19 protein-coding genes are annotated in these 18,307 nt (G+C 66.2%); 9 read left to right on the top strand and 10 right to left on the bottom strand.

Going from position 1 to position 18,307, the window contains the following annotated elements; all coding sequences use genetic code 11:
* Positions 1-7 precede the first annotated feature (7 nt).
* The 4 genes from JOF56_RS21615 to thyX all read right to left on the bottom strand — a co-directional run bounded on the left by JOF56_RS21615 (position 8) and on the right by thyX (position 4,347).
* Entirely contained in the window at positions 8-1,456 is a 1,449-nt protein-coding gene (locus JOF56_RS21615) for a serine/threonine-protein kinase (RefSeq protein WP_209640969.1), read from the bottom strand.
* A gap of 71 nt (positions 1,457-1,527) precedes the next feature.
* Positions 1,528-3,102, bottom strand: coding sequence for a serine/threonine-protein kinase (locus JOF56_RS21610; RefSeq protein WP_307855195.1), 1,575 nt, complete (start codon positions 3,100-3,102; stop codon positions 1,528-1,530).
* 112 nt (positions 3,103-3,214) lie between these two features.
* The gene (locus tag JOF56_RS21605; RefSeq protein ID WP_209640965.1) at positions 3,215-3,598 is read right to left on the bottom strand and encodes an ACT domain-containing protein; all 384 of its coding nucleotides are present in this window, start codon (positions 3,596-3,598) and stop codon (positions 3,215-3,217) included.
* Positions 3,595-4,347 (bottom strand): FAD-dependent thymidylate synthase, encoded by a 753-nt coding sequence (gene thyX / locus JOF56_RS21600; protein ID WP_209640963.1) that lies wholly within the window; start codon positions 4,345-4,347, stop codon positions 3,595-3,597. Before thyX ends, JOF56_RS21605 begins: the two co-directional genes overlap by 4 nt.
* Before the next feature lie 142 nt (positions 4,348-4,489).
* Between thyX and JOF56_RS21595 the strand changes: the two genes are divergently transcribed.
* Both JOF56_RS21595 and JOF56_RS21590 read left to right on the top strand, forming a co-directional pair.
* Positions 4,490-5,032, top strand: a complete 543-nt coding sequence (locus JOF56_RS21595; protein ID WP_209640961.1) for a toxin-antitoxin system HicB family antitoxin — start codon at positions 4,490-4,492, stop codon at positions 5,030-5,032.
* Positions 5,029-5,937, top strand: coding sequence for a DUF4097 family beta strand repeat-containing protein (locus JOF56_RS21590; protein ID WP_209640959.1), 909 nt, complete (start codon positions 5,029-5,031; stop codon positions 5,935-5,937). The genes JOF56_RS21595 and JOF56_RS21590 overlap by 4 nt, the downstream gene beginning before the upstream one ends.
* 82 nt (positions 5,938-6,019) lie before the next feature.
* Here the strand turns inward: JOF56_RS21590 and JOF56_RS21585 are convergent, their stop codons facing one another.
* Complete coding sequence (locus JOF56_RS21585; protein ID WP_209640956.1) at positions 6,020-7,240, bottom strand: winged helix-turn-helix domain-containing protein; 1,221 nt, start codon at positions 7,238-7,240, stop codon at positions 6,020-6,022.
* Between the two features lie 103 nt (positions 7,241-7,343).
* Here JOF56_RS21585 and JOF56_RS21580 point away from each other — a divergent pair, with 103 nt between their 5' ends.
* On the top strand, positions 7,344-7,901 hold the full coding sequence (locus tag JOF56_RS21580) for a GNAT family N-acetyltransferase (RefSeq protein ID WP_209640955.1): 558 nt from the start codon (positions 7,344-7,346) through the stop codon (positions 7,899-7,901).
* 79 nt (positions 7,902-7,980) lie between these two features.
* Positions 7,981-8,490: a YqaA family protein gene (locus tag JOF56_RS21575; RefSeq protein ID WP_245378341.1), complete on the top strand. Its 510-nt coding sequence runs from the start codon at positions 7,981-7,983 to the stop codon at positions 8,488-8,490.
* Here JOF56_RS21575 and JOF56_RS21570 read toward each other — a convergent pair.
* A complete protein-coding gene (locus tag JOF56_RS21570) occupies positions 8,441-9,865 on the bottom strand; it encodes an aminotransferase-like domain-containing protein (RefSeq protein ID WP_209640954.1) in 1,425 nt (474 codons plus the stop codon). The two genes, JOF56_RS21575 and JOF56_RS21570, sit on opposite strands and share 50 nt — an antisense overlap.
* Between JOF56_RS21570 and JOF56_RS21565 the strand changes: the two genes are divergently transcribed.
* The 3 genes from JOF56_RS21565 (at position 9,864) to JOF56_RS21555 (ending at position 14,152) form a co-directional block, all read left to right on the top strand.
* Positions 9,864-10,751: a DMT family transporter gene (locus tag JOF56_RS21565; protein ID WP_209640952.1), complete on the top strand. Its 888-nt coding sequence runs from the start codon at positions 9,864-9,866 to the stop codon at positions 10,749-10,751. The two genes, JOF56_RS21570 and JOF56_RS21565, sit on opposite strands and share 2 nt — an antisense overlap.
* Positions 10,752-10,956: 205 nt before the next feature.
* Positions 10,957-12,564, top strand: a complete 1,608-nt coding sequence (locus tag JOF56_RS21560; RefSeq protein WP_209640950.1) for a DUF1996 domain-containing protein — start codon at positions 10,957-10,959, stop codon at positions 12,562-12,564.
* A gap of 118 nt (positions 12,565-12,682) precedes the next feature.
* Positions 12,683-14,152, top strand: coding sequence for a DUF1996 domain-containing protein (locus JOF56_RS21555; protein WP_209640948.1), 1,470 nt, complete (start codon positions 12,683-12,685; stop codon positions 14,150-14,152).
* 60 nt (positions 14,153-14,212) lie between these two features.
* On the opposite strand, the gene JOF56_RS21550 is transcribed toward JOF56_RS21555, so the two are convergent.
* From JOF56_RS21550 to JOF56_RS21535, 4 genes are all read right to left on the bottom strand, one after another.
* Positions 14,213-14,908: a MauE/DoxX family redox-associated membrane protein gene (locus tag JOF56_RS21550; RefSeq protein ID WP_372448388.1), complete on the bottom strand. Its 696-nt coding sequence runs from the start codon at positions 14,906-14,908 to the stop codon at positions 14,213-14,215.
* A complete protein-coding gene (locus JOF56_RS21545; protein WP_209640944.1) occupies positions 14,908-15,504 on the bottom strand; it encodes a cell wall protein in 597 nt (198 codons plus the stop codon). Before JOF56_RS21545 ends, JOF56_RS21550 begins: the two co-directional genes overlap by 1 nt.
* 12 nt (positions 15,505-15,516) lie before the next feature.
* Positions 15,517-15,948: an RlpA-like double-psi beta-barrel domain-containing protein gene (locus tag JOF56_RS21540; protein ID WP_307855193.1), complete on the bottom strand. Its 432-nt coding sequence runs from the start codon at positions 15,946-15,948 to the stop codon at positions 15,517-15,519.
* Between the two features lie 281 nt (positions 15,949-16,229).
* Complete coding sequence (locus JOF56_RS21535; RefSeq protein ID WP_209640942.1) at positions 16,230-17,180, bottom strand: AraC-like ligand-binding domain-containing protein; 951 nt, start codon at positions 17,178-17,180, stop codon at positions 16,230-16,232.
* On the opposite strand from JOF56_RS21535, the gene JOF56_RS59535 reads away from it, so the two are divergent.
* Both JOF56_RS59535 and JOF56_RS21530 read left to right on the top strand, forming a co-directional pair.
* Positions 17,179-17,307 carry a hypothetical protein gene (locus tag JOF56_RS59535; protein WP_281065465.1) on the top strand — a complete coding sequence of 43 codons (129 nt, stop codon included), beginning with the start codon at positions 17,179-17,181 and terminating at the stop codon, positions 17,305-17,307. The two genes, JOF56_RS21535 and JOF56_RS59535, sit on opposite strands and share 2 nt — an antisense overlap.
* Before the next feature lie 43 nt (positions 17,308-17,350).
* Entirely contained in the window at positions 17,351-18,304 is a 954-nt protein-coding gene (locus tag JOF56_RS21530) for a VOC family protein (protein WP_209640940.1), read from the top strand.
* The last annotated feature ends 3 nt before the right edge of the window (positions 18,305-18,307 follow it).

The following is an 18,307-nucleotide window of genomic DNA, read 5'->3' as shown; positions in this document are numbered from 1 at the left end:
ACCGTACTCACGACTCGGCGTTCGCGACGATCGTGCCGGTCATACTGCTGCCGTCGGTGGGCCACGCCGCACAGAAGATCGACCGCGGCGGGCTCGACTTGTCGCCCCACACCTGCTGCGACGGGACCAAGGCCACGTAGTTCATGGTCTTGTCCTTCTTGACGTCGGATGAGGAGAACTGCATCGTGCACGAGGCCTCGGCGTACTTGGCCAGCGAGCCGTCGGCCGGATAGCCCGCGCCCGGAGTGTTCTTCTCCTTGTCCGGTGTGGACAGTCCGGTCTTGAACTCGGCGAACACCTCGGCGCCGTGTGCTTCCTTGGTGCAGTCGACGATGTCGGCCGACTCGTACTGCAGCTTGTCCGCGGGCGGCTTGTTCAGGCAGGACTTGCCGGAGTTGAAGTACAGCTCCAGAACCGGGATGTTGCCGCCCTCGCCGTAGGTCATCGTCTGCTGGATGCTGCCGGTACCGCCGGCGCCGAACACGTCACGGCCGAACCAGCCCGCGGTCAGCATCGCCGCGGCGAGCACCACGACCATCACGATCGCCAGCACCCGGCGGCTCTTGGGCGGGGCGCTCGGCTGGGTCGGGTTCGGCGCCCACGTCTGCGCGGTCGGCCCGGTGTTCATGGCGACCTGTGTGGCCTGGCCGAGCAGCGCCCGCACCTGCGGCGCGGTCGGCCTGCCTTCCGGGTTGCTGTTGAGCAGGCCCATGATCAGCGACGCGAGCGGGCCCCGGCACCGGGTCAGGAACGCGACCTCGTTCATGATCGCCTGGATCGACGCGGCCGTGGTCTGCCGGTCGTACGCGCCATAGCCCTCGACCGCGTAGAACAGGGTCGCGCCCAGCGCCCACAGGTCCGACGCGGGCACGGCCTCCTTGCCCTGCAGGCGTTCCGGCGACATGTAGGTGGGCGACCCGATCAGTGTGCCGCTTGTGGTCAGCCGTGGGTCCTCGGTGGACTGCGCGATGCCGAAGTCGGTCAGCTTGACGCGGCCGTTCCCGTCGACCATCACGTTGCTGGGCTTGACGTCACGGTGGATGACGCCGGCCCGGTGCGCGGCGTCCAGTGCGGACACCAGCTGCGTGGCGATCCGGGCCGTGAATTCCTCGCTCAACGCGCCGTTCTGCCGGACGATGTCGGTCAGCGTGGGCGCCTCGATCAGTTCCATCACGATGAACGTGTTGCCGTGCTCCTGCACGACGTCGTACACGGTGACGATCGCCGGGTCGTTGAGACGGCCCGCGGTGCGTGCCTCACGCAGCACGCGCTCCTCGAAGATGTGGCGCTCCTGCGGGTCGATCCCGTCCGGCAGGTGCAGTTCCTTGATCGCCACCCGGCGGCCGATCGTGCGGTCCTCGGCGAGCCACACCACGCCCATACCGCCGCGGCCGATCTCCCGAACGATGAAATAGCGGCCGGCCACGACCCGCTGCTGCGCGTAGTCCTGCGTCACGGCAAGAGGGTAACTCCCACGGGCCACGGGACTGGAGCGGTTACCGCAGGTTGCCCAAAAGGGCGCCCGCGTTAGTTTCCGGCGACAGAGCCCTTCAGTTTGCCACCGTCCGCCCGGGCCACCACGCACAACGCCTTGCGCTTGCCACCGTTCCAGCCTTGTTGGGTGGGTACCAGCACCAGGAAGCGAAGAACTTCGTCTTTGTCCTTGATGGTCACTTCGGAGGCGTACGAGTCCACGCACCCGGACTCGCCGATGGCCTTCACCTCGTCCGGCCCTGGCCACGTGGTCGAGTCGCCGGTCAGGTCGACCTGGTCGAAGATCTCGATGTCGTGCGGGTCGTCACAGCTGTCGACGGGTTCATCGTCGTCGTTGTAGCAGTCGCCTTTGCGGCCGTCGTCCACCGTGACCTCGCCGCCGGGGCCGTAGGTCTTGGTCCCCAGCATGGATTTCGGCTTGTCGTAGTCGGTGTTCACCGAGCTCTTGGTCTTCGACGTCGTCTGCGGGGCGGAGGACTGGCCACCGGTCTGGGGATCGGCCGTGCTCTCGGACCTGAAGACACCGGTCATGGCGAACACCGCGACCAACGTGCCGACCAGGAACACCGAGACCGCGGCGATCGCGAGCACGCGGCGGCTCTTCTTCACAGGTGGTGGTGGCGTGGCGCCGGTGTACGGACCTATTGGCACGACCTGGAACGGTGTACCGGGAGTGACCAGCTGACCGACGGGCTGACTGATGGGCTGGTGGGCGGGATGACTGACGGGCATGCCCATCGGCGGGGACACCGGCGGCATCGACATCGGGCCGGTGGAGATCCGCACCCTGGCCTGGTCGATCAGATACCTCGCCCGCGCGGCGTCGACCCTGGTCATCGGGTTCGAGTCGAGCAGACCCATGATCAGATCGGCGAGCGGGCCCTGGACCTTGCGAACGTGTGGACGCTCGTTCATGACCGCCTGGATCGTCGCGGCCGTGTTCTGCCGTTCGTACGCGCCGAAACCCTCCGCGGCGAAGAACAGGGTCGCACCGAGTGACCACAGGTCCGAAGCAGGCACGGCATCCTGGCCGAGCAACCGTTCGGGCGAGATGTACGACGGCGACCCCACCAACAGCCCGCTGCTGGTCAGCCGCGTGTCCTCAGTGGATTGCGCGATCCCGAAGTCGGTCAGCTTGACCCGGCCGTTGGCGGCGAACATCACATTGCTGGGCTTGACGTCCCGATGCACGACACCGGCCGCGTGCGCGGTCTGCAATGCCGACAGCAACTGGTCGGCGATCTTGACGAGCTGCTCGGCCGGCAACGCACCGTTGCGCAGCACCACATCGGAGAGGTTCGGCGCCTCGATCAGTTCCATCACAATGAAAGTGGCGCCGTCCTCCTGCAGGACGTCATGCACCGTAACGATTCCCGGGTCGCTCAACCGCCCGGCAGTGCGCGCCTCACGCAGCACCCGCTCCTCGAACACATGCCGTTCGTCCTGCGGGATACCCGCGGGCAGCAGAAGCTCTTTGATCGCAACGCGACGCCCGATCGTGCGGTCTTCGGCGAGCCACACCACGCCCATACCGCCGCGGCCCAGCTCGCCGACAATGACGTAGCGGTTCGCCACGGTCCGCTGCGGTTGTGCGTTGTCCTCCGTCACGGGCACGAGGGTAACTCCCGAAGGCCGTAAATTGGCCGTGTTATGCGGATATGCCCAAAAGGGAAGGCCGGCGCCGATGGCGGCCGGCGCCACGGCTCTCCCGAAAGGGCAGCTAGGCGTGCACCTCGTGGCCCGCTTCACGCAACGCGTGCACCGCTCGTTGCACATCCGTCTGTTTGACCAGAATGTGGTCAGTGTCGAATGTGGACACTGCGAACAGCGAGACACCGGCCGCGGCAAGCGAACCGGCAAGCGACGCCATGATCCCGGTGAGCGTGAACTCCAGCGGCCCGCGCACGGTCAGCAGCCGCCATCCGCCGTCGACCTTGGCCCCGGCCGGCTCGTGCCCGGCCGGGGTCACCAGCGAGATCTCGTCCGGCGTACTCGTGACCGACACGAAACCGCTGCCTGTGGGCAACGCCGGCAACGACGATCCCCCGGGCAACCTGGACAGGACGTACTCGTCCGGCCGCAGGTCGATGGTCAGCCGCTTCATCCCTCCGTCACCAGCGGGCTGGAGGCCGTCTCGGTGCCGTCCGGCAGCGAGGTGATGACGAAGTCGTCGAACACGTTCGCGGCGGCCTTCTGCAGCTGGCGCAGGCATTCCACAGCAAGTGCACGGATCTCGACGTCGGCGGCCTCGGTCGCGCGCATGGCGATGAAGTGCCGCCAGGCACGGTAGTTGCCGGTCACGACGATGCGTGTCTCGGTCGCGTTCGGCAGCACCGCGCGGGCGGCCTGACGAGCCTGTTTGCGGCGCAGGGTCGCGCTCGGCTCGTCGGCGAACTTCTTCTCCAGACCGGCCAGCAGCTCGTTGTACGCCTCGACGGCGGCGTCCGCCGCGGCCATGAACTTGGCGTGCAGCTCGGGGTCTCCGGCGATGACATCCGGCTCGACCATCGCGGCCTCGCGCTCGGGCACGTAGCGCTGGGACAGCTGCGAGTACGAGAAGTGCCGGTGGCGGATCAGCTCGTGGGTCAGCGACCGGGAGATCCCGCTGATGTAGAAGCTCACCGAGCCGTGCTCGAGCACCGAAAGGTGGCCGACTTCGAGGATGTGCCGCAGGTAGCCGGCGTTGGTCGCGGTGGCCGGGTTGGGCTTCTTCCAGGACTGGTAGCACGCCCGGCCGGCGAACTCGGCGAGCGCTTCGCCGCCGTCGCTGTCGGTCGACCAGGGCACGTCCGCCGGGGGGAAGAACTCGGTCTTGGCGATCAGCTGCACCTTGGGGGCCACGGTCTCGGTCATGGCGAAGAGCCTAACGGGCCAGGTCCGAGACGTCAGCGACCGGCGCGTGACATCGCAGTGCTGTCTTGAGGATGTCGCTACGCCGTCGCGGTGATGTCACCGCTTCCTTGACTGACACCACAGGTGATGTCATAGTGACGTCATGGATCTCACGCCGTATGTCGAATCACTGCGCGAGGACCTCGCAACCACCGCTTCAGCTGGGGATGAGCAGACCCGGCGGGCGGCGGCTGTGTTGTCCGCCGCACTGGAACCCGCCGTCCGCCTGGCGATCATGAACGCGCTGTCCGACCTCGCCGCCGAAGTCACCGCCGCCCTCGACGACCATGTGGTCGAGGTGCGCCTGGCCGGCCGCGACGTGCAGGTCGTGGTCAGCGGTTCGGCCCGCCGCGACCCCGAGCCCGAGCAGGAACAGCCGTTGCCGCCGCCTACCGGTGACAACAGCGCCGAGAACATCAGCCGGATGACGCTGCGGATGTTCGAGCAGATCAAGAGCCAGGCCGAACAAGCCGCCGCCGCCCAGGGCGTGTCGTTGAACACGTTCGTGTCGCAGGCCGTACAGGGCGCGCTCGGCCGCAAGATGCAGAGCCGCGGCTGGCACCACCATCACCGCGAGGAAGACGACAAGGGCAAGCGTGAGGGCGGCCCGTCGTCACGCGTGCACGGCTGGACGGAGGGGGCATGATCGTGACAGACGAAACGGCTGACGAGACCACGACCAAGGTGCGTGAAGTCAACTTCGACGCCGACGGTCCACAGGACATCAGCATCACCATCAGGTCGGGTTCGGTCGACGTGCTGCTGACCGACGAGCCCGGGATCAGCGTGCGGATCCGCCACCGGCCGGACGTCGAGGCCCCGTGGGCCGAAGGCCTGGCGCAGCTGGCGGGCTGGATCTCGCGGTTCGCCGACAACCCGGCCGGGCCGACGTCGGACGAGGCGATCGAGCTGACCCTGGTCGAGCAGAACGGCAACCGTCTTGTCGTGCGCTCCCCCGAGAGCGCGCTGCGCAACATCCCGCTGGGCGTGACCGTCCGTGCGCCGTCCGGGTCGAACATCGAGGTCCGTGCAGGCGCGGCTGACGTACTGGTCACCGGGCCCGCGGGCAGGATCAACCTGCGTACTGGGTCCGGCGAGGTCAAGGCCGACCGCGCGGACGGCGCGGCCACCATCACCACGGGCACCGGCGCGGTCCGGCTCGGCCCGATGCTGGGCGGCCTGCAGGCCCGCACGGGCAGTGGGGACGTCGAGGTCTCGTCGGTCGGTGGCGACAGCGCCGCGCTGGTCACCGGCAGCGGTGACGTATGGCTGGGCGCCGTCTCCTCAGACGTCATGGTCCGCACCGGCACCGGCGACCTGACCGTGGCCGACGCGGCCGCGGGCAAGATCGAGCTGAACACCGGCTCCGGCGAGATCCGGGTCGGCGTGCGCCAGGGCATCCGGGCCGAGGTCGACCTGTCCTCCGGCACCGGCCAGGCCCGCAGCGAACTGGAGCTGTCCGGCAAACGGCCGGAGGGCGAGGTCAAGCTCCGCGTTCGCGGCCGGACCCGGTCCGGATCCGCCGTGGTGAGCGCGGCCTTCGACGGCTGACACAGGTTTCGTGAGCGCCTTCATGGCACTCACGTGAGGGGGTGGTTGGGCTCCCCGGGCGCGACGCCTGGGGAGCCCTGCCCTATTTGGTCAGCTTTCCCAACGCACTCGCGATGTTGCCCTTCCGGCCCACGGCCACCCCGGAAAGCCCGAGCCACCCGGCCATCAGCCGCAGTTCGCCGGCCAGCTCCACCAGCACCCGCGCAGTGTCCACTCCGGACTCCGCGAACGCGCCCTGGACGCGTAACAACCCGGCGGCGCGATCGGCCTTCAGATCGACCCGGGCGACCAGCTCACCGTCGAGCAGGAACGGGAAAACGTAGTAGCCGTACTCCCTTTTCGGCTCCGGGACGTAGATCTCGATGCGGTAGCGGAAGCCGAAAATCCGCTCGGTCCGGTCGCGTTCCCAGATCAGCGGATCGAACGGGCACAGCAGCGCCCGGCCCTTGATCTGCCGTGGTGTCCTGGCGTCGACATGCCGGTAGGCCTTGCGGTTCCAGCCCTCCACCAGCACCGGTTCGAGCACACCGGCCTCGACGAGATCGATGACCGCCTGCCGGTTGGCATCCGGCGCCAGCCGGTAGTAGTCCCGCAACTCCGGCTCCGTAGCGATGCCCAACGCTCGCGCCGAGCGTTCGACCAGCTGGCGGGCGCACTCGTCGGCGGGGAGCTGACGGCCGAGAACCTCGGCGGGCACGACCCGCTCGGTCAGGTCGTAGAGCCGTTCGAAGCTCCGCCGCGTCCCAGTCGTGAGCTCGCCCAGGCCGAAGAGGTACTCACAGATGTGCTTGACGTCCGAGCGCTCCCACCACGTGCCTTTCTCCCTTTTGTCACCCTCGCCGAGAATCTCGCGCTCCAGAGCGCCCGCGCCGATCGGACCGCGTTCCTTGACCGCCGCGAGGATCTCCTGGACCAGGCCGGGTGAACGGGTGACGGCCTTCTCGTAGTGCCGCCACCAGCCGGCCCGCTTGCCGGTGTGCAGCAGCGGCCAGTCCTCGACCGGGATCAGGCTCGCCTCGTGCGCCCACTTCTCGACCAGCAGCCGCGGCTTGCGCGCCGAGTGCGACCAGGCCGCGTCGTCGACCAACTCCGCCGGGTACGCGCCCAGCCGGCTGAACAACGGCATGTAGTGCGCCCGGACGGCGACATTGACCGAGTCCAGCTGAATCAGCTGAACCCGCGACAACACACGCAGTAAATGGCGTCTGGACGGCACAGCTGTCGGGCGCGGATCAGCAAACCCCTGGGCAGCGAGCGCAGTCCGCCGGGCCGCCCCCTCGGTCATCGTCAACACGCTCCGCATAGTGCCATCGAGGTACGACAGTTCTTGTGCCCCCAAAGTGGCGTTGGGAGCACTGGATGCCCCCAACGCCACTTTGGGGGCACATTGGATAGGTTTTCGTCCCATGGCTGAGGCAGCGGTGCACACCGCCGAGGTGCAGGACATCGAGCACATCGCGCGGATCCAGGTGGACACCTGGCGGGCGGCGTACGCCGATCTGCTGGGCGAGGATGTGCTCGCCGGGCTGGACGCCGACGAGATCGGCCGGGTCTGGGCGATGACCATCGACCAGGGCCAGGCGACTGTGCACGTGGCCACGGAAGGGCCGTGGGTGGTGGGGTTCTGTGCGGCTGGGCCTGCACCAGAGGAGGAAACCGCCGATGCGAAGGGCGATCTCCCTGAAGACGCGGCCACCGTCGGACTGATCGCGACCTTGCTCGTGGAGCCGCGTTGGGGCCGGCGCGGGCATGGCGGGCGGTTGCTGGCGACCGCCGCCGCCGGACTCAAAGCAGCTGGCGGGACGCGCGGCGTGGTGTGGGTGCCGGAGAATGACGATGTTTCGGTCGCCTTCTATGAGCGGGCCGGGTGGGAACGCGACGGAATGGTGCGTACCTTGGATGCCGGCGGCCGGCTACTGCGGGAAGTGCGGCTGACCGGTGATCTGGACCTTCGGCTGACATGACTCGTCCGGAAGACCGAGGCCGCCCCACTCTCAGCTCGGTTACTGTGGAACGACTGGGTCTACACAAAGGGGTACACGCTTGTTCGCGAGCCTGCTTGTGGCGGCTGGTGTCGCCTTCGGCTCCGCAGTCATGCCCCTGATCAGCATCGAAGTCTTTGTCATCGCATTGGTCGCGCGTGAACCCGGGCTGCCGTGCCTGGCGCTCGGCGCGGTCGTCGCGGTCGCCCAGATAGCCGGAAAACTGCTGTTCTACCTGGCCGCGCGCGGGTCGCTGCGGTTGCCGTCGTTCATGCACCGCAAACCGAAACCGATGACTGATCGCAGGCTTCGCTGGCAGCAGCGGACAAAGCGGCTGCGTGCCTTGGTCGACCGGCTGACCGAGAAGTGCCACCGCCATCCGCACTGGATGACCGGCACGTACGGGGTCAGCGCGGTGATCGGCTTGCCGCCGTTCATGGCGACGACCGTGCTCGCCGGCCTGGCCAGGATGTCCATGGCCACGTTCCTGGCAGCCGGTTTCATCGGCCGGTGCATCCGGTTCACCCTGCTGGCGATGTCACCCGCGCTGCTGTCGGGCTGGCTGCTCTGACCTGGGCAAGCCGCTGAATCCCTTCTGCCAGCGTGTGTTCCGGCGCGCCGCCGAACGTCAGCCGCAGGCACGTCACCGGACTCTCCCCGGTGAACCAAGGCCTGCCGGGGAAAACGACCACGTCGTGGGCAGCGGCCGCGGTGGTCAGCGCCAGATCGTCCACACCTTCGGGCAGTTCGGCCCACACATGCAGCCCACCAGCCGGAGTCGCGGCTTGGAAGTCCGGCAACTCCGCGCGCATCGCGCTCAGCAAAGCGTCACGCCGCGACCGCAAGGCGACCCGTAGATCCCGCAAGTGCCGTCGCCACGCAGGCGAGGTGACGAAGTCGATGGCGGCTTCCTGCAACGGACCGGATACGTAGAAGTCGTCGAGCGTGCGAGCGGTACGCAACCTGATACCGGCGGCGCCACGAGCTCCGACTGCGGCGACCCGCAGTCCTGGCGCGGCGACCTTGGTCAACGACCTCAGGTACACCACATGACCGTCAACGTCTTCGGATGCGAGCGTTGGTGGTTCGTCGCCGTCGATGGTGAGCCCGCGTGCCCAGTCGTCTTCGATCAGGAACGCTCCTGCGGCACGGACAACCTCGAACACCTCGGGCCGTCGTTCTGCCGACAGCACGGCGCCGTGAGGATTCGCGTACAGCGGTTGGCAGTAGAACAGCCGCGCGCCAGTACGCGCGAATGCCGAGGCGAGAAGATCGGGGCGTACACCGTCGGAATCCGCGGGCACAGGCACCACACGCAACCCCGCGTCCCGCGCGGCGGCAATGGCACCCAGATACGTCGGTGACTCGACAAGCACGACATCACCTGGCTCACCAAGGCCACGGAACAACGTCGCCAGAGCGGGCTGCGCACCTGGGCATACGGTCATGTCGCCGGCGCGCAGCTCGCCACCAGCCTCACGCGCGAACCACGCCCGCAACTCTTCCCTGCCTTCGACCGGGACACGCCCCCACGCTGACGGCCGGCGCGCCGCACGCGCCAGAGCCGCGCCGAGTGCGTCGACGGGCTGCAGATCGGGGTCGAGATACCCGCTCGAGAGCTGGATGACCTCGGCACGAGGCACCGCGATCAGGCTCGACAGCAGCTCCTGGCCCGGCCGGCCCGCGCCGAGCGCCACTGTCTGCCAGGACAGATCCGGCGTCCGGGCCGGAGCGGGCCTGGCCGCCACGAAACTGCCCCGGCCTGGGCGGACTTCGACCAGGCCTTCGCCTTCGACCGCGCGGATGGCCTGCTGCACCGTCACCGGCGAGGCCCGGTGGCGGGCCATCAGGTCGCGGACCGAGGGCAGCCGTTCGCCCGGCTGGCCGGTGTGCGCCAGGGAACGAAGCTCCTCGATAACGCGAAGGGCGGCGTTATCCTCATACATGAGAGTAGAGAGTAACGTTATCGCGCCCGCGGGGATAACACTCGGCGCGCTCGGAGTACTGGCGTTCAGCTTCTCCCTGCCGGCCACCCGGCTCGCCGTGGCCGATCTCGACCCGTGGTTCGTCTCGTTCGGCCGGGCCGTCGGCGCGGGCCTGCTCGCGGTCGCCTACCTCATGTTCGTGCGCGCACCGCGTCCCAGCCTGGCCCAGATCCGGCGGCTGCTGGTGGTCGCGTTGGGCATCGTCGTCGGCTTTCCGCTGTTCACATCGCTGGCGCTGACCACGCAAACGTCTGCGCACGGCGCCGTCGTGATCACCTGCCTGCCGATGTGCACGGCCGTCTGGGCTGTGGTCCGGGCCGGTGAACGGCCACGAAGCGGCTTCTGGCTGGCCAGTGGCGTGGGTTTCCTCGCGGTTCTGGTGTTCGTCATCGCCAACGGCGGGGTGTCCGGCGGCCTGGAACTTGCGGACGTGTTCCTCCTGATCGCCGTCGTGCTGTGCGGCCTGGGTTACGCGGAGGGCGGCGCCCTCGCCCGTGACCTCGGAGGTGCGCGAACTGTCTGCTGGGCGCTTGTCGTGTCGTTGCCCGTAACTGTCCCGGTGACCGGGTTTGTCGCGGCCACCCGGGATTTCTCCCACGTGAGCGCCTCGGCATGGTCCGGATTCGCCTATGTGACGGTGATTTCCATGTTCCTGGGGTTCTTCGCCTGGTACGCCGGACTGGCCGCGGGCGGAGTCGCGAAGGTGGGCCAGGTCCAGCTCGCACAGCCCGTCCTGACCTTGTTGTGGTCGGTTCTGGTGCTGGGTGAACCGGTGGGCGGGTTGACCGTTTTCGCCGCAGCAGCCGTGCTGACCTGCGTAATCTGGACGCAACGCGCCAGGACTTGAGGCCTGAGGGGCCAGAATTTTGGTCACGGTTAGGTAACGAACGGGCCACGTTTGAACGTCCGGAGCCAACGCGCTCGTATCCCCCATCGAGAGCGCAGAATCCCCGACAGCTTTTCGCCCACAACCCAGGCATACATCATTTCGTAGCCGCCGAGCGGCTTCGGCGCACTCGCCTGGCCAAAATCCGGAACGAGGTGAGAAATCGATGGCCCGTACCAGTGGGCGTCACCGAATCTCCCGCAGAACAAAGATCGCAACCGCAGGCCTCGGCCTCGCACTAGCGATAGGCGGCATTGTCGTCGTGACGACCGCGGGTGATCCTGGTCAGGCCAGAGCAGATGGCGCGGACAGCAAGTTCTTCGTGGACATCACGACTGTCCAAGCCAATGTTCGGCAACCACAGCCACAAGGGGATGCCTCCACAGGAACGTTCACCGTCGATTGCGGCACGAACGAGAACCAGCACTTCAACCCGGACAACTTCATCGCCCAGCCGGGTATCAAGAACGGTGCTCAGCACCTGCACGACTACGTCGGCAACCTGACCACCAACGCCGACTCGAACAACCAGAGTCTGCAGGCCGGTGGCACCACCTGCAAGAACGGCGACAAATCAGCCTACTTCTGGCCGGTCATCCGCATTGTGGATGAAGAGGAAGCCGCCCAGGACGAGGCTCAGCAGCAGAACAAGGGTCAGAACAACAACAACCAGGGCCAGAACAAGCAGAACAACCAGGGCCAGGGTCAGAACAACAACCAGAACAACCAGAACAAGAACAACCAGAACCAAGGTCAGGGTCAGAACAACCAGGGCCAGAACAACAACCAGCAGAACAACAACGGCCAGCAGCAGGGTCAGAACAACCAGCGCGGCCAGCAGGGCCAGAACGGCCAGAACAACGCCCAGCAGCAAGGTCAGCAGCAGAACCGGAACAACCAGAACAACAACGGCCAGAACGAGCAGCAGGGCCAGAACAACAACCGGAACAACCTGATCCAGGGCAACCTGGCGCAGAACCAGAACCGGGACAACGACCAGCAGGGTCAGAACAACAACCAAGGCCAGAACCAGGGCCAGAACAAGCAGAACCAGGGCCAGAACAACAACAACGGCCAGAACAACAACCAGCAGAACAACAACAACCAACAAGGCAACCAGGGCAACAACAACAACAAGAACCAAGGCAACAACCAGCAGGGCCAGAACAACCAGGGCAACAACAACCAGCAGCAGGCCGAGCTGGAGGCCCCGGACGAGAACAACGAGCTCGCCGGCAACGACGGTGAGATCCAGCGGCCGGCCAAGGCGGAGCTCACCTTCCGCGGCAGCCCGGTCGGCAACGTCGAGGCGATGCCGAAGTTCCTCCGGATTCTCTACGGTGACGCCAAACCGTCGGTCAACGGCAACAAGAACACCAAGGCCTCGTGGACCTGCGCCGGTTTCGAGGACAAGGTCCTGATCGACAAGTACCCGATCTGCCCGAACGGTGCCGCTGTCAAGCGAATCCACGACTTCCCCAGCTGCTGGGACGGTCAGAACATCGACTCCGAGAACCACCGCGACCACATCGTTTTCCCGAACCAGAACGGTCAGTGCGGCAACGGATTCAAGGCGGTCCCGCAGCTTCGCATCACCCTCACGTACAACATCCCGCAGGAAGTTCAGCAAAAGCGTCTGTACAAGGTGGACTCCTTCCCCGAAGAGGAGCACAACCCCCTTTCAGACCACGACGACTTCGCCAACGTGATGTCCAACCAGATCATGAACCGCGTCGTCAACTGCATCAACACCGGCAAGAAGTGTAACGAGTAATTCCCCGAGAGCCGTGAGTGCCGCCCCTGGCGGCACTCACGGCGTTGTACCGTTTCATCCCCCGCCACGTTCAATCCCAAAATTGAACAAAAGAATGAAAAAACGAGGTGAGTAGTCGATGGCCCCGAGTAAAGGGCGGCACCGCATCTCCCGCCGGACCAAGATCGCTACTGGTGCGTTAGCCCTGGCGATCGCAACCGGCACCATAGTCGTGATCACGACTACCGGCGGCGATCCGGACGCGTCCGCGGCCATTGCCGACAAGTCCTTCTTCGTCGACATCACCAAGGTGCAACCCAACGTGCCGCAGGTGCGCAACCAGCGCAACGCGAGCTTGGGCACCTTCACGGTCAACTGCGGCAAAAACGAGAACGGCCACTTCAACGCCGACAACTTCATCGCGCAGCCCGGCATCAAGATGGGTGCCGAACATCTGCACGACTACGTTGGAAACCTGAGCGCGAACGCCGACTCGAACAACAAGAGCCTCGCCAAGTCCGGCACGACCTGTAAGAACGGCGACAAGTCGGCCTACTTCTGGCCTGTGGTGCGCATCAACAGCGCGAACAAGGACGCCCAGAAGAACGGGACCCGGGCCTCCGAGGGCAACTGGCAGCGTTACCAGGAAGACCAGCAGGCCGCCGCCGTTGAGAAGCGCGAGCCCCGCGTGGACTGCAAGGACGTCGCCAGCGAACTGCCCGAGGAACTGCCCGACGACGCCAACCAGGTCGTCGAGCAGGAGCTGGACAACATCGACAAGCAGAAGGAAGAGGCCGAGCAGAAGCTCGAGAAGGCCAAGAACGTCGACCAGGAGGTCGTCAACCCGCTCACCGAGAAGCGCAAGCAGTCCCTGGACAAGATCAGCCAGGCGGTCAACAAGAACGGCCAGCAGCCCAAGGACTTCGGCCAGCTCGCCCCCTGCGGCATCAAGCAGCAGAACAAGGGCGGTGTCAACAACAACGGTGACCAGAACAACGAGGTCAACACCGAGGGCAAGCAGGAGCACCAGCACAAGAAGGGCAACCAGGACCCGAACCTGGCGATCGGCATCAACGACGGCACCATCCAGCGCCCGGTCAAGGCCGAGCTGACCTTCCGCGGCAACCCGTCGGCCAAGATCAAGGCGATGCCGAAGTTCCTGCGCATCCTCACCGGTGACGCCAAGGTCTCCACCAACGGCCCGAAGAACGCCCGCAAGGTCTGGACCTGCTCGGGCTTCCAGGACAAGGTGCTGCTCGACAAGTACCCGATCTGCCCGCAGGGTTCACAGGTCATGCGTGTGCACGACTTCCCGAGCTGCTGGGACGGCAAGAACGTCGACTCGACCAACCACCGCGACCACATCCTGCACCGCCAGGAGAACGGCCAGTGCGCGCGGGGCCTCGTCCCGTTGCCGCAGCTGCGGATCAGCCTGACCTACGACATCCCGCGGGATGTCCAGCAGAAGGGCCTGTACTCGGTCGACTCCTTCACCCAGGAGAAGAACAACCCGGCTTCCGACCACAACGACTTCGCCAACGTGATGTCCGAGCGCATCATGTTCCGCCTGGTCAACTGCATCAACAAGAACAAGAACTGCAAGGAATGACCCGGTAGCCACGAAGAAGACCGCTGGGAGTGTCCGATTCGGACACTCCCAGCGGTCTTTTCACGCCAGGGCGAAACGAACCGCCTCAGGCTCGTAGCGGTTGCGCGGCACAGCGAACACGGCCGTTGCCCGCTCGCCGTCACGTTCGGCGGAGTACGTGAGTATCCGCCAGTCGCCTTCATCCCACGTGTCCAGCAGGTCGGACCGCAGGATCGGATACACCGACTGATAGGTCTGGCTCTTGTGCAGCTGCTGCACAGTCGACGCCACCGGAACCACGAACTCGCCGCCGGCCAACGGATGCCGAAGCCGGACCTTCAACCGCCGCAACCCAAGCAGCCAGTAGTCGTCCAGCTCGGCCGACAGCACGAACACCAGCACCGCGGCGGGGAAAACCGAGTACCACGGCAGAAGATCAGCTGTGACGACCATTCCCGCGAGCAGCACGGCCCGCGCCAGTGCCCGTGCACCGACCGGCGCGTACTTCTCCGACAGGCAGCCACACGAGGATTCCGGTTCCGCGACCCGGGCCCACGACAGATACCCCAGCATCCCCAGGAACCAGGCGAACGTCACCCACTCGCCCACCCGCGTGAACAACGCCGCCGCCAGCACAAGCTCCACGACACCGATCACCCGGAACACAGCGACCACATGCTCTTTGCCCACGAGACGGCTCAGCGCGGACCGCTGCGTGCCGCCGCGGAACTTGAACACGGCCGCCCACACAAGGACACCCGCGACGAGTACTTTCATCACGCCGCCGCAGCGTAGACCGTCGCGATGTCGACCTCATTGGTATCCGGCCGCCACGCGCCGATGACTTGCGCATGTCTGCCGACTTGCAGTAACGAAAGGTCACTGACCGCAGGCGTGTTGTTGTACACGGCCGCCGTGGTGCCCGCCACCACGTGCCCGACCACGCGGCTTCCCTTGTGGTCGAGGTGAAGCACGTTGTGGTTGATCGCGACGATGTGGGCCTGCAGGTTGACGATGTTGAGCCAGATCGCGTCCGCCGCGAGCACGCCGTCCGGCATACGCGCGCCACGGGCGTACAGCCCGTCGCCCACTTTCGCGTCGTCGAAGGTGGTGTTGCGTAACTTCCAGAGGCTCGTGCCGCTGGTGACCATGATCCGGTGCAGAGTGCGGTCCGACCCGGTGACCATCAGCATCGTGCCGTGGATACCGGTGATCCGGCCCTCGGCGAAGTTCGGGTCCACCGCATCCGGGTCAAGCGTCCAGCTGTCATCCGCGAACGCGGCCTCAGGCGCGAGGGAGCCAAGCGTGGTCGCGCCGACAACGGCCGTCGTCCCCGTCAGCACAGCCCTGGTCAGGAATTTCCTACGGTCCATTGCAGGCACCTCTCAGCTTCGGATGGTGACAGGGATCAGGCCGGCGGAAAGGTTGCCCAGCCTGCTGAAAGCAGCGGGGGTGAAGTCGATCAGCCGGTTGGTCACGCAGTTGCCGCTACAGCACTTCTGCTCACCGCACCACAGGTCGGTCTGCGGCCCGCAGTCGGTGATGGTGACCGCGATTTCCGTTGTGCCACATAGGTGTTTGACGTAGAACTGATGCCCGCAAGTGCGCCTCAGCAGGTTGTCGCCACACTTGTCCGGCCGCGTGATGTCGAAGCAGGCATCGGATGCGTTCGGCCAGGCGCAATGCAGGCTGGCCGACTTACAGTTGGTGCAGGACCCGCCGCCGGCCGTGCCACACGGGCCCCACGCGGCGCCACAGCAGAACCAGGACGCTTCCGACGTGGCCGGCGCCATGATCTCGTTCGGTGGTGATGCCACTTCTCGCTCCCTTCAAGGCTCCCCCAGCACGCGCAGGTTCTTGAAGCGGGAAAAGGGCAAGACGCATCGCGAGCCCGGCGGCACCGAGCCCGTGGCGCTCTCGTCTGGCCCTCATCGCACGATCGACTACAGGGTTGGACTTTCGCGCGAACAGACGGGAGTTGGTTACGATCTGACATAAAGCACGCTACAGCGCGCCAGCCGATCCCACAGTCACCCGCCCGGGCGAGTAAGGCGCCGCCACCCGGCCTACAACTTCCGGCCTGGCTTGACAGCTGTCCTCAGGACAGTGCCTGCTCGCGGAACTCCGCGGGGGTCAGGCCGATGGCGTTCTTGAAGACGTACCCGAAGTGGGACGCGTTGCCGAAGCCCCATCGGGCGCCGATGGCCGCAGCCGGGATGGCGCGCGTCGCGGGATCGGCGAGGTCGCGTTTGCAGGCCTCGATCCGGCAGTGCCTGATCCAGCCGGCCGGCGTGTGTCCACTGTGGCTGAAGAGCTTGTGCAGGTAGCGCACGGAGACGAAATGGGCCGCCGCGATGGATTCGACTCGCAGGTCCGGGTCGTGCAGCCGCTCGTCGATGTAGGCGTGCACCGAGCGTAACCGGCGAGCCTGATCGTCGCGCCCGTCCGGGCCGGTGATCCCGGCCTGGGTCCGCAGCATGGTGGCCGCCATGTCGATCACGTTGCCCGCCAACAGGATCGCGCTCGCACCGTTCGCCGGGCTCAGGGCGCCGAGGCTCAGGATCGTCGACCACACCACAGGCGCGATGCCCTGCTCGCCGGAGAACGTCCGGGCCACCAGGTGGGCGAAGGCATCGGCGTCGTGCGCGCCAAGGATCTCCTTGCGGAACTTGACGTTCACTGACCGGTAGTCGTCGCTGACGTCGAGTGTCAGTGGCTGTTGCGAGTCGTAGAGCGCGAACTCGCCGGCGCGGATGGTCGCCGACCGGCCGTCCTGGGTGACTTGCTTGTCCCCCGCGATCTGCAGCGTCAGCAGGAAGTAGGCGTCGCTGCCGAGCTCCAGGTCACTCGGCCGGCGGTGCACGGTGTGCCGCTGGCAGGCCACGCCGAACATGCCGAGCTCCCCCAGGGAGCGGTGCTTGATCGTTCCGGCGAACGCCGCCGGGTTGTCGAATTCGAAGCTGAAGTGCAGCGAGACACCCGTGTTGACCTGCTCCTGCCAGATTCCCGTGCCGACCTTGGCGCGCTCGGCAGGCACCAGGCTCAGCATGACCGCTCCTGTGGAGGATTTCGTGGGTCGGCAACGCGATCAAGGCTACGCCTGGATCGCAGCCGTGCACATCCTCGACATAGTCGTGCATTTCTCGCCGATGCGCGGCCGGACGGCCCGTTCGTAACGTGGGCCGGAAAGCTGTCGCAGCTCGACGAGGAGACGCCGTCATGGCCTACATCGAAGGCTCCCATCACATCACGCTGTCGGTCGGCCACGCACAGGAGGACGTCGACTTCCACGTCAAGGTGCTGGGGATGCGGTTCATCAAGCGCACCGTGCTGTTCGACGGCTCGACACCGATCTACCACCTGTACTACGCGAACGCCAACGGCGATCCATCCAGTGTGGTCACCACGTTTCCCTGGGCGCAGGTCGGTCTGTACGGCAAGCGGGGCACCAACCAGGGCCGTGAGGTTCTGCTGTCAGTTCCGCAGGACAGCCTCAACTACTGGCACAAGCGCCTGACCGAGCATGACGTGGCGGTGACCGACGTCGAGGTCTTCGGCCGGCGGCGCCTGGCGTTCGAGCACCCGTCAGGTATCGAGTACATGTTCGTTTCCAGCGAGGGAGACGACCGGGTCGGCAACACCGGGTACGGGGTACCGCAGGAGCACGCGATTCACGGACTGCACGGGCTCGGCGTGCACGTGATGACACCCGATCGCACAGTCGAATTCGCCAACGACACCTTCTGCGCCCAGGACGGACTCGCCGAGGAAGGCGACCGGGTCGCGTTACAGATCGGGAAACAGGCGCACGGCAACCACCTGGAGATCACGGTCAACCGCCGCGACGACCAGGGGACGTGGCACTACGGCGCGGGCACCCACCACCACTTCGCCTGGAACGTCGACACCCTGCAGAACCAGGACGAACTCAAGTTCGAGGTCGAAGGCCGCGGCTACACCGACATCTCGGAACTCAAGGACCGCAAGTACTTCAAGAGCGTCTACGTACGCTCCCCAGCGGGGTCGCTCTTCGAGCTCGCGGTAACCCACGCCGACGGCGGCTGGGACTGCGACGAGTCACCCCACGAGCTGGGCCAGCGGTTCCAGCTGCCCGAGCAGTTCGAGCACCGTCGCGACGAACTGCTCAACGCCCTCGAACAGATCGACATCTGACGC

It is taken from the genome of Kibdelosporangium banguiense, assembly GCF_017876405.1.
Classification (GTDB): Bacteria; Actinomycetota; Actinomycetes; order Mycobacteriales; family Pseudonocardiaceae; genus Kibdelosporangium; species Kibdelosporangium banguiense.
The sequence above is the reverse complement of the archived record's forward strand: the minus strand, read 5'-3'. Positions and strand labels throughout refer to the sequence as shown.

Excerpts from the sequence above, each read along its gene's own strand:
- JOF56_RS21595 (WP_209640961.1), top strand. The coding sequence starts at position 4,490 with ATGGATCTCACGCCGTATGTCGAATCACTGCGCGAGGACCTCGCAACC.
- JOF56_RS21590 (WP_209640959.1), top strand. The coding sequence starts at position 5,029 with ATGATCGTGACAGACGAAACGGCTGACGAGACCACGACCAAGGTGCGT.
- JOF56_RS21550 (WP_372448388.1), bottom strand. The coding sequence starts at position 14,908 with ATGAAAGTACTCGTCGCGGGTGTCCTTGTGTGGGCGGCCGTGTTCAAG.
- JOF56_RS21605 (WP_209640965.1), bottom strand. The coding sequence starts at position 3,598 with ATGAAGCGGCTGACCATCGACCTGCGGCCGGACGAGTACGTCCTGTCC.
- JOF56_RS21530 (WP_209640940.1), top strand. The coding sequence starts at position 17,351 with ATGGCCTACATCGAAGGCTCCCATCACATCACGCTGTCGGTCGGCCAC.
- JOF56_RS21565 (WP_209640952.1), top strand. The coding sequence starts at position 9,864 with ATGAGAGTAGAGAGTAACGTTATCGCGCCCGCGGGGATAACACTCGGC.
- JOF56_RS21555 (WP_209640948.1), top strand. The coding sequence starts at position 12,683 with ATGGCCCCGAGTAAAGGGCGGCACCGCATCTCCCGCCGGACCAAGATC.
- thyX (WP_209640963.1), bottom strand. The coding sequence starts at position 4,347 with ATGACCGAGACCGTGGCCCCCAAGGTGCAGCTGATCGCCAAGACCGAG.
- JOF56_RS21585 (WP_209640956.1), bottom strand. The coding sequence starts at position 7,240 with ATGCGGAGCGTGTTGACGATGACCGAGGGGGCGGCCCGGCGGACTGCG.
- JOF56_RS59535 (WP_281065465.1), top strand. The coding sequence starts at position 17,179 with ATGACCGCTCCTGTGGAGGATTTCGTGGGTCGGCAACGCGATCAAGGC.
- JOF56_RS21535 (WP_209640942.1), bottom strand. The coding sequence starts at position 17,180 with ATGCTGAGCCTGGTGCCTGCCGAGCGCGCCAAGGTCGGCACGGGAATC.
- JOF56_RS21570 (WP_209640954.1), bottom strand. The coding sequence starts at position 9,865 with ATGTATGAGGATAACGCCGCCCTTCGCGTTATCGAGGAGCTTCGTTCC.
- JOF56_RS21560 (WP_209640950.1), top strand. The coding sequence starts at position 10,957 with ATGGCCCGTACCAGTGGGCGTCACCGAATCTCCCGCAGAACAAAGATC.
- JOF56_RS21580 (WP_209640955.1), top strand. The coding sequence starts at position 7,344 with ATGGCTGAGGCAGCGGTGCACACCGCCGAGGTGCAGGACATCGAGCAC.
- JOF56_RS21545 (WP_209640944.1), bottom strand. The coding sequence starts at position 15,504 with ATGGACCGTAGGAAATTCCTGACCAGGGCTGTGCTGACGGGGACGACG.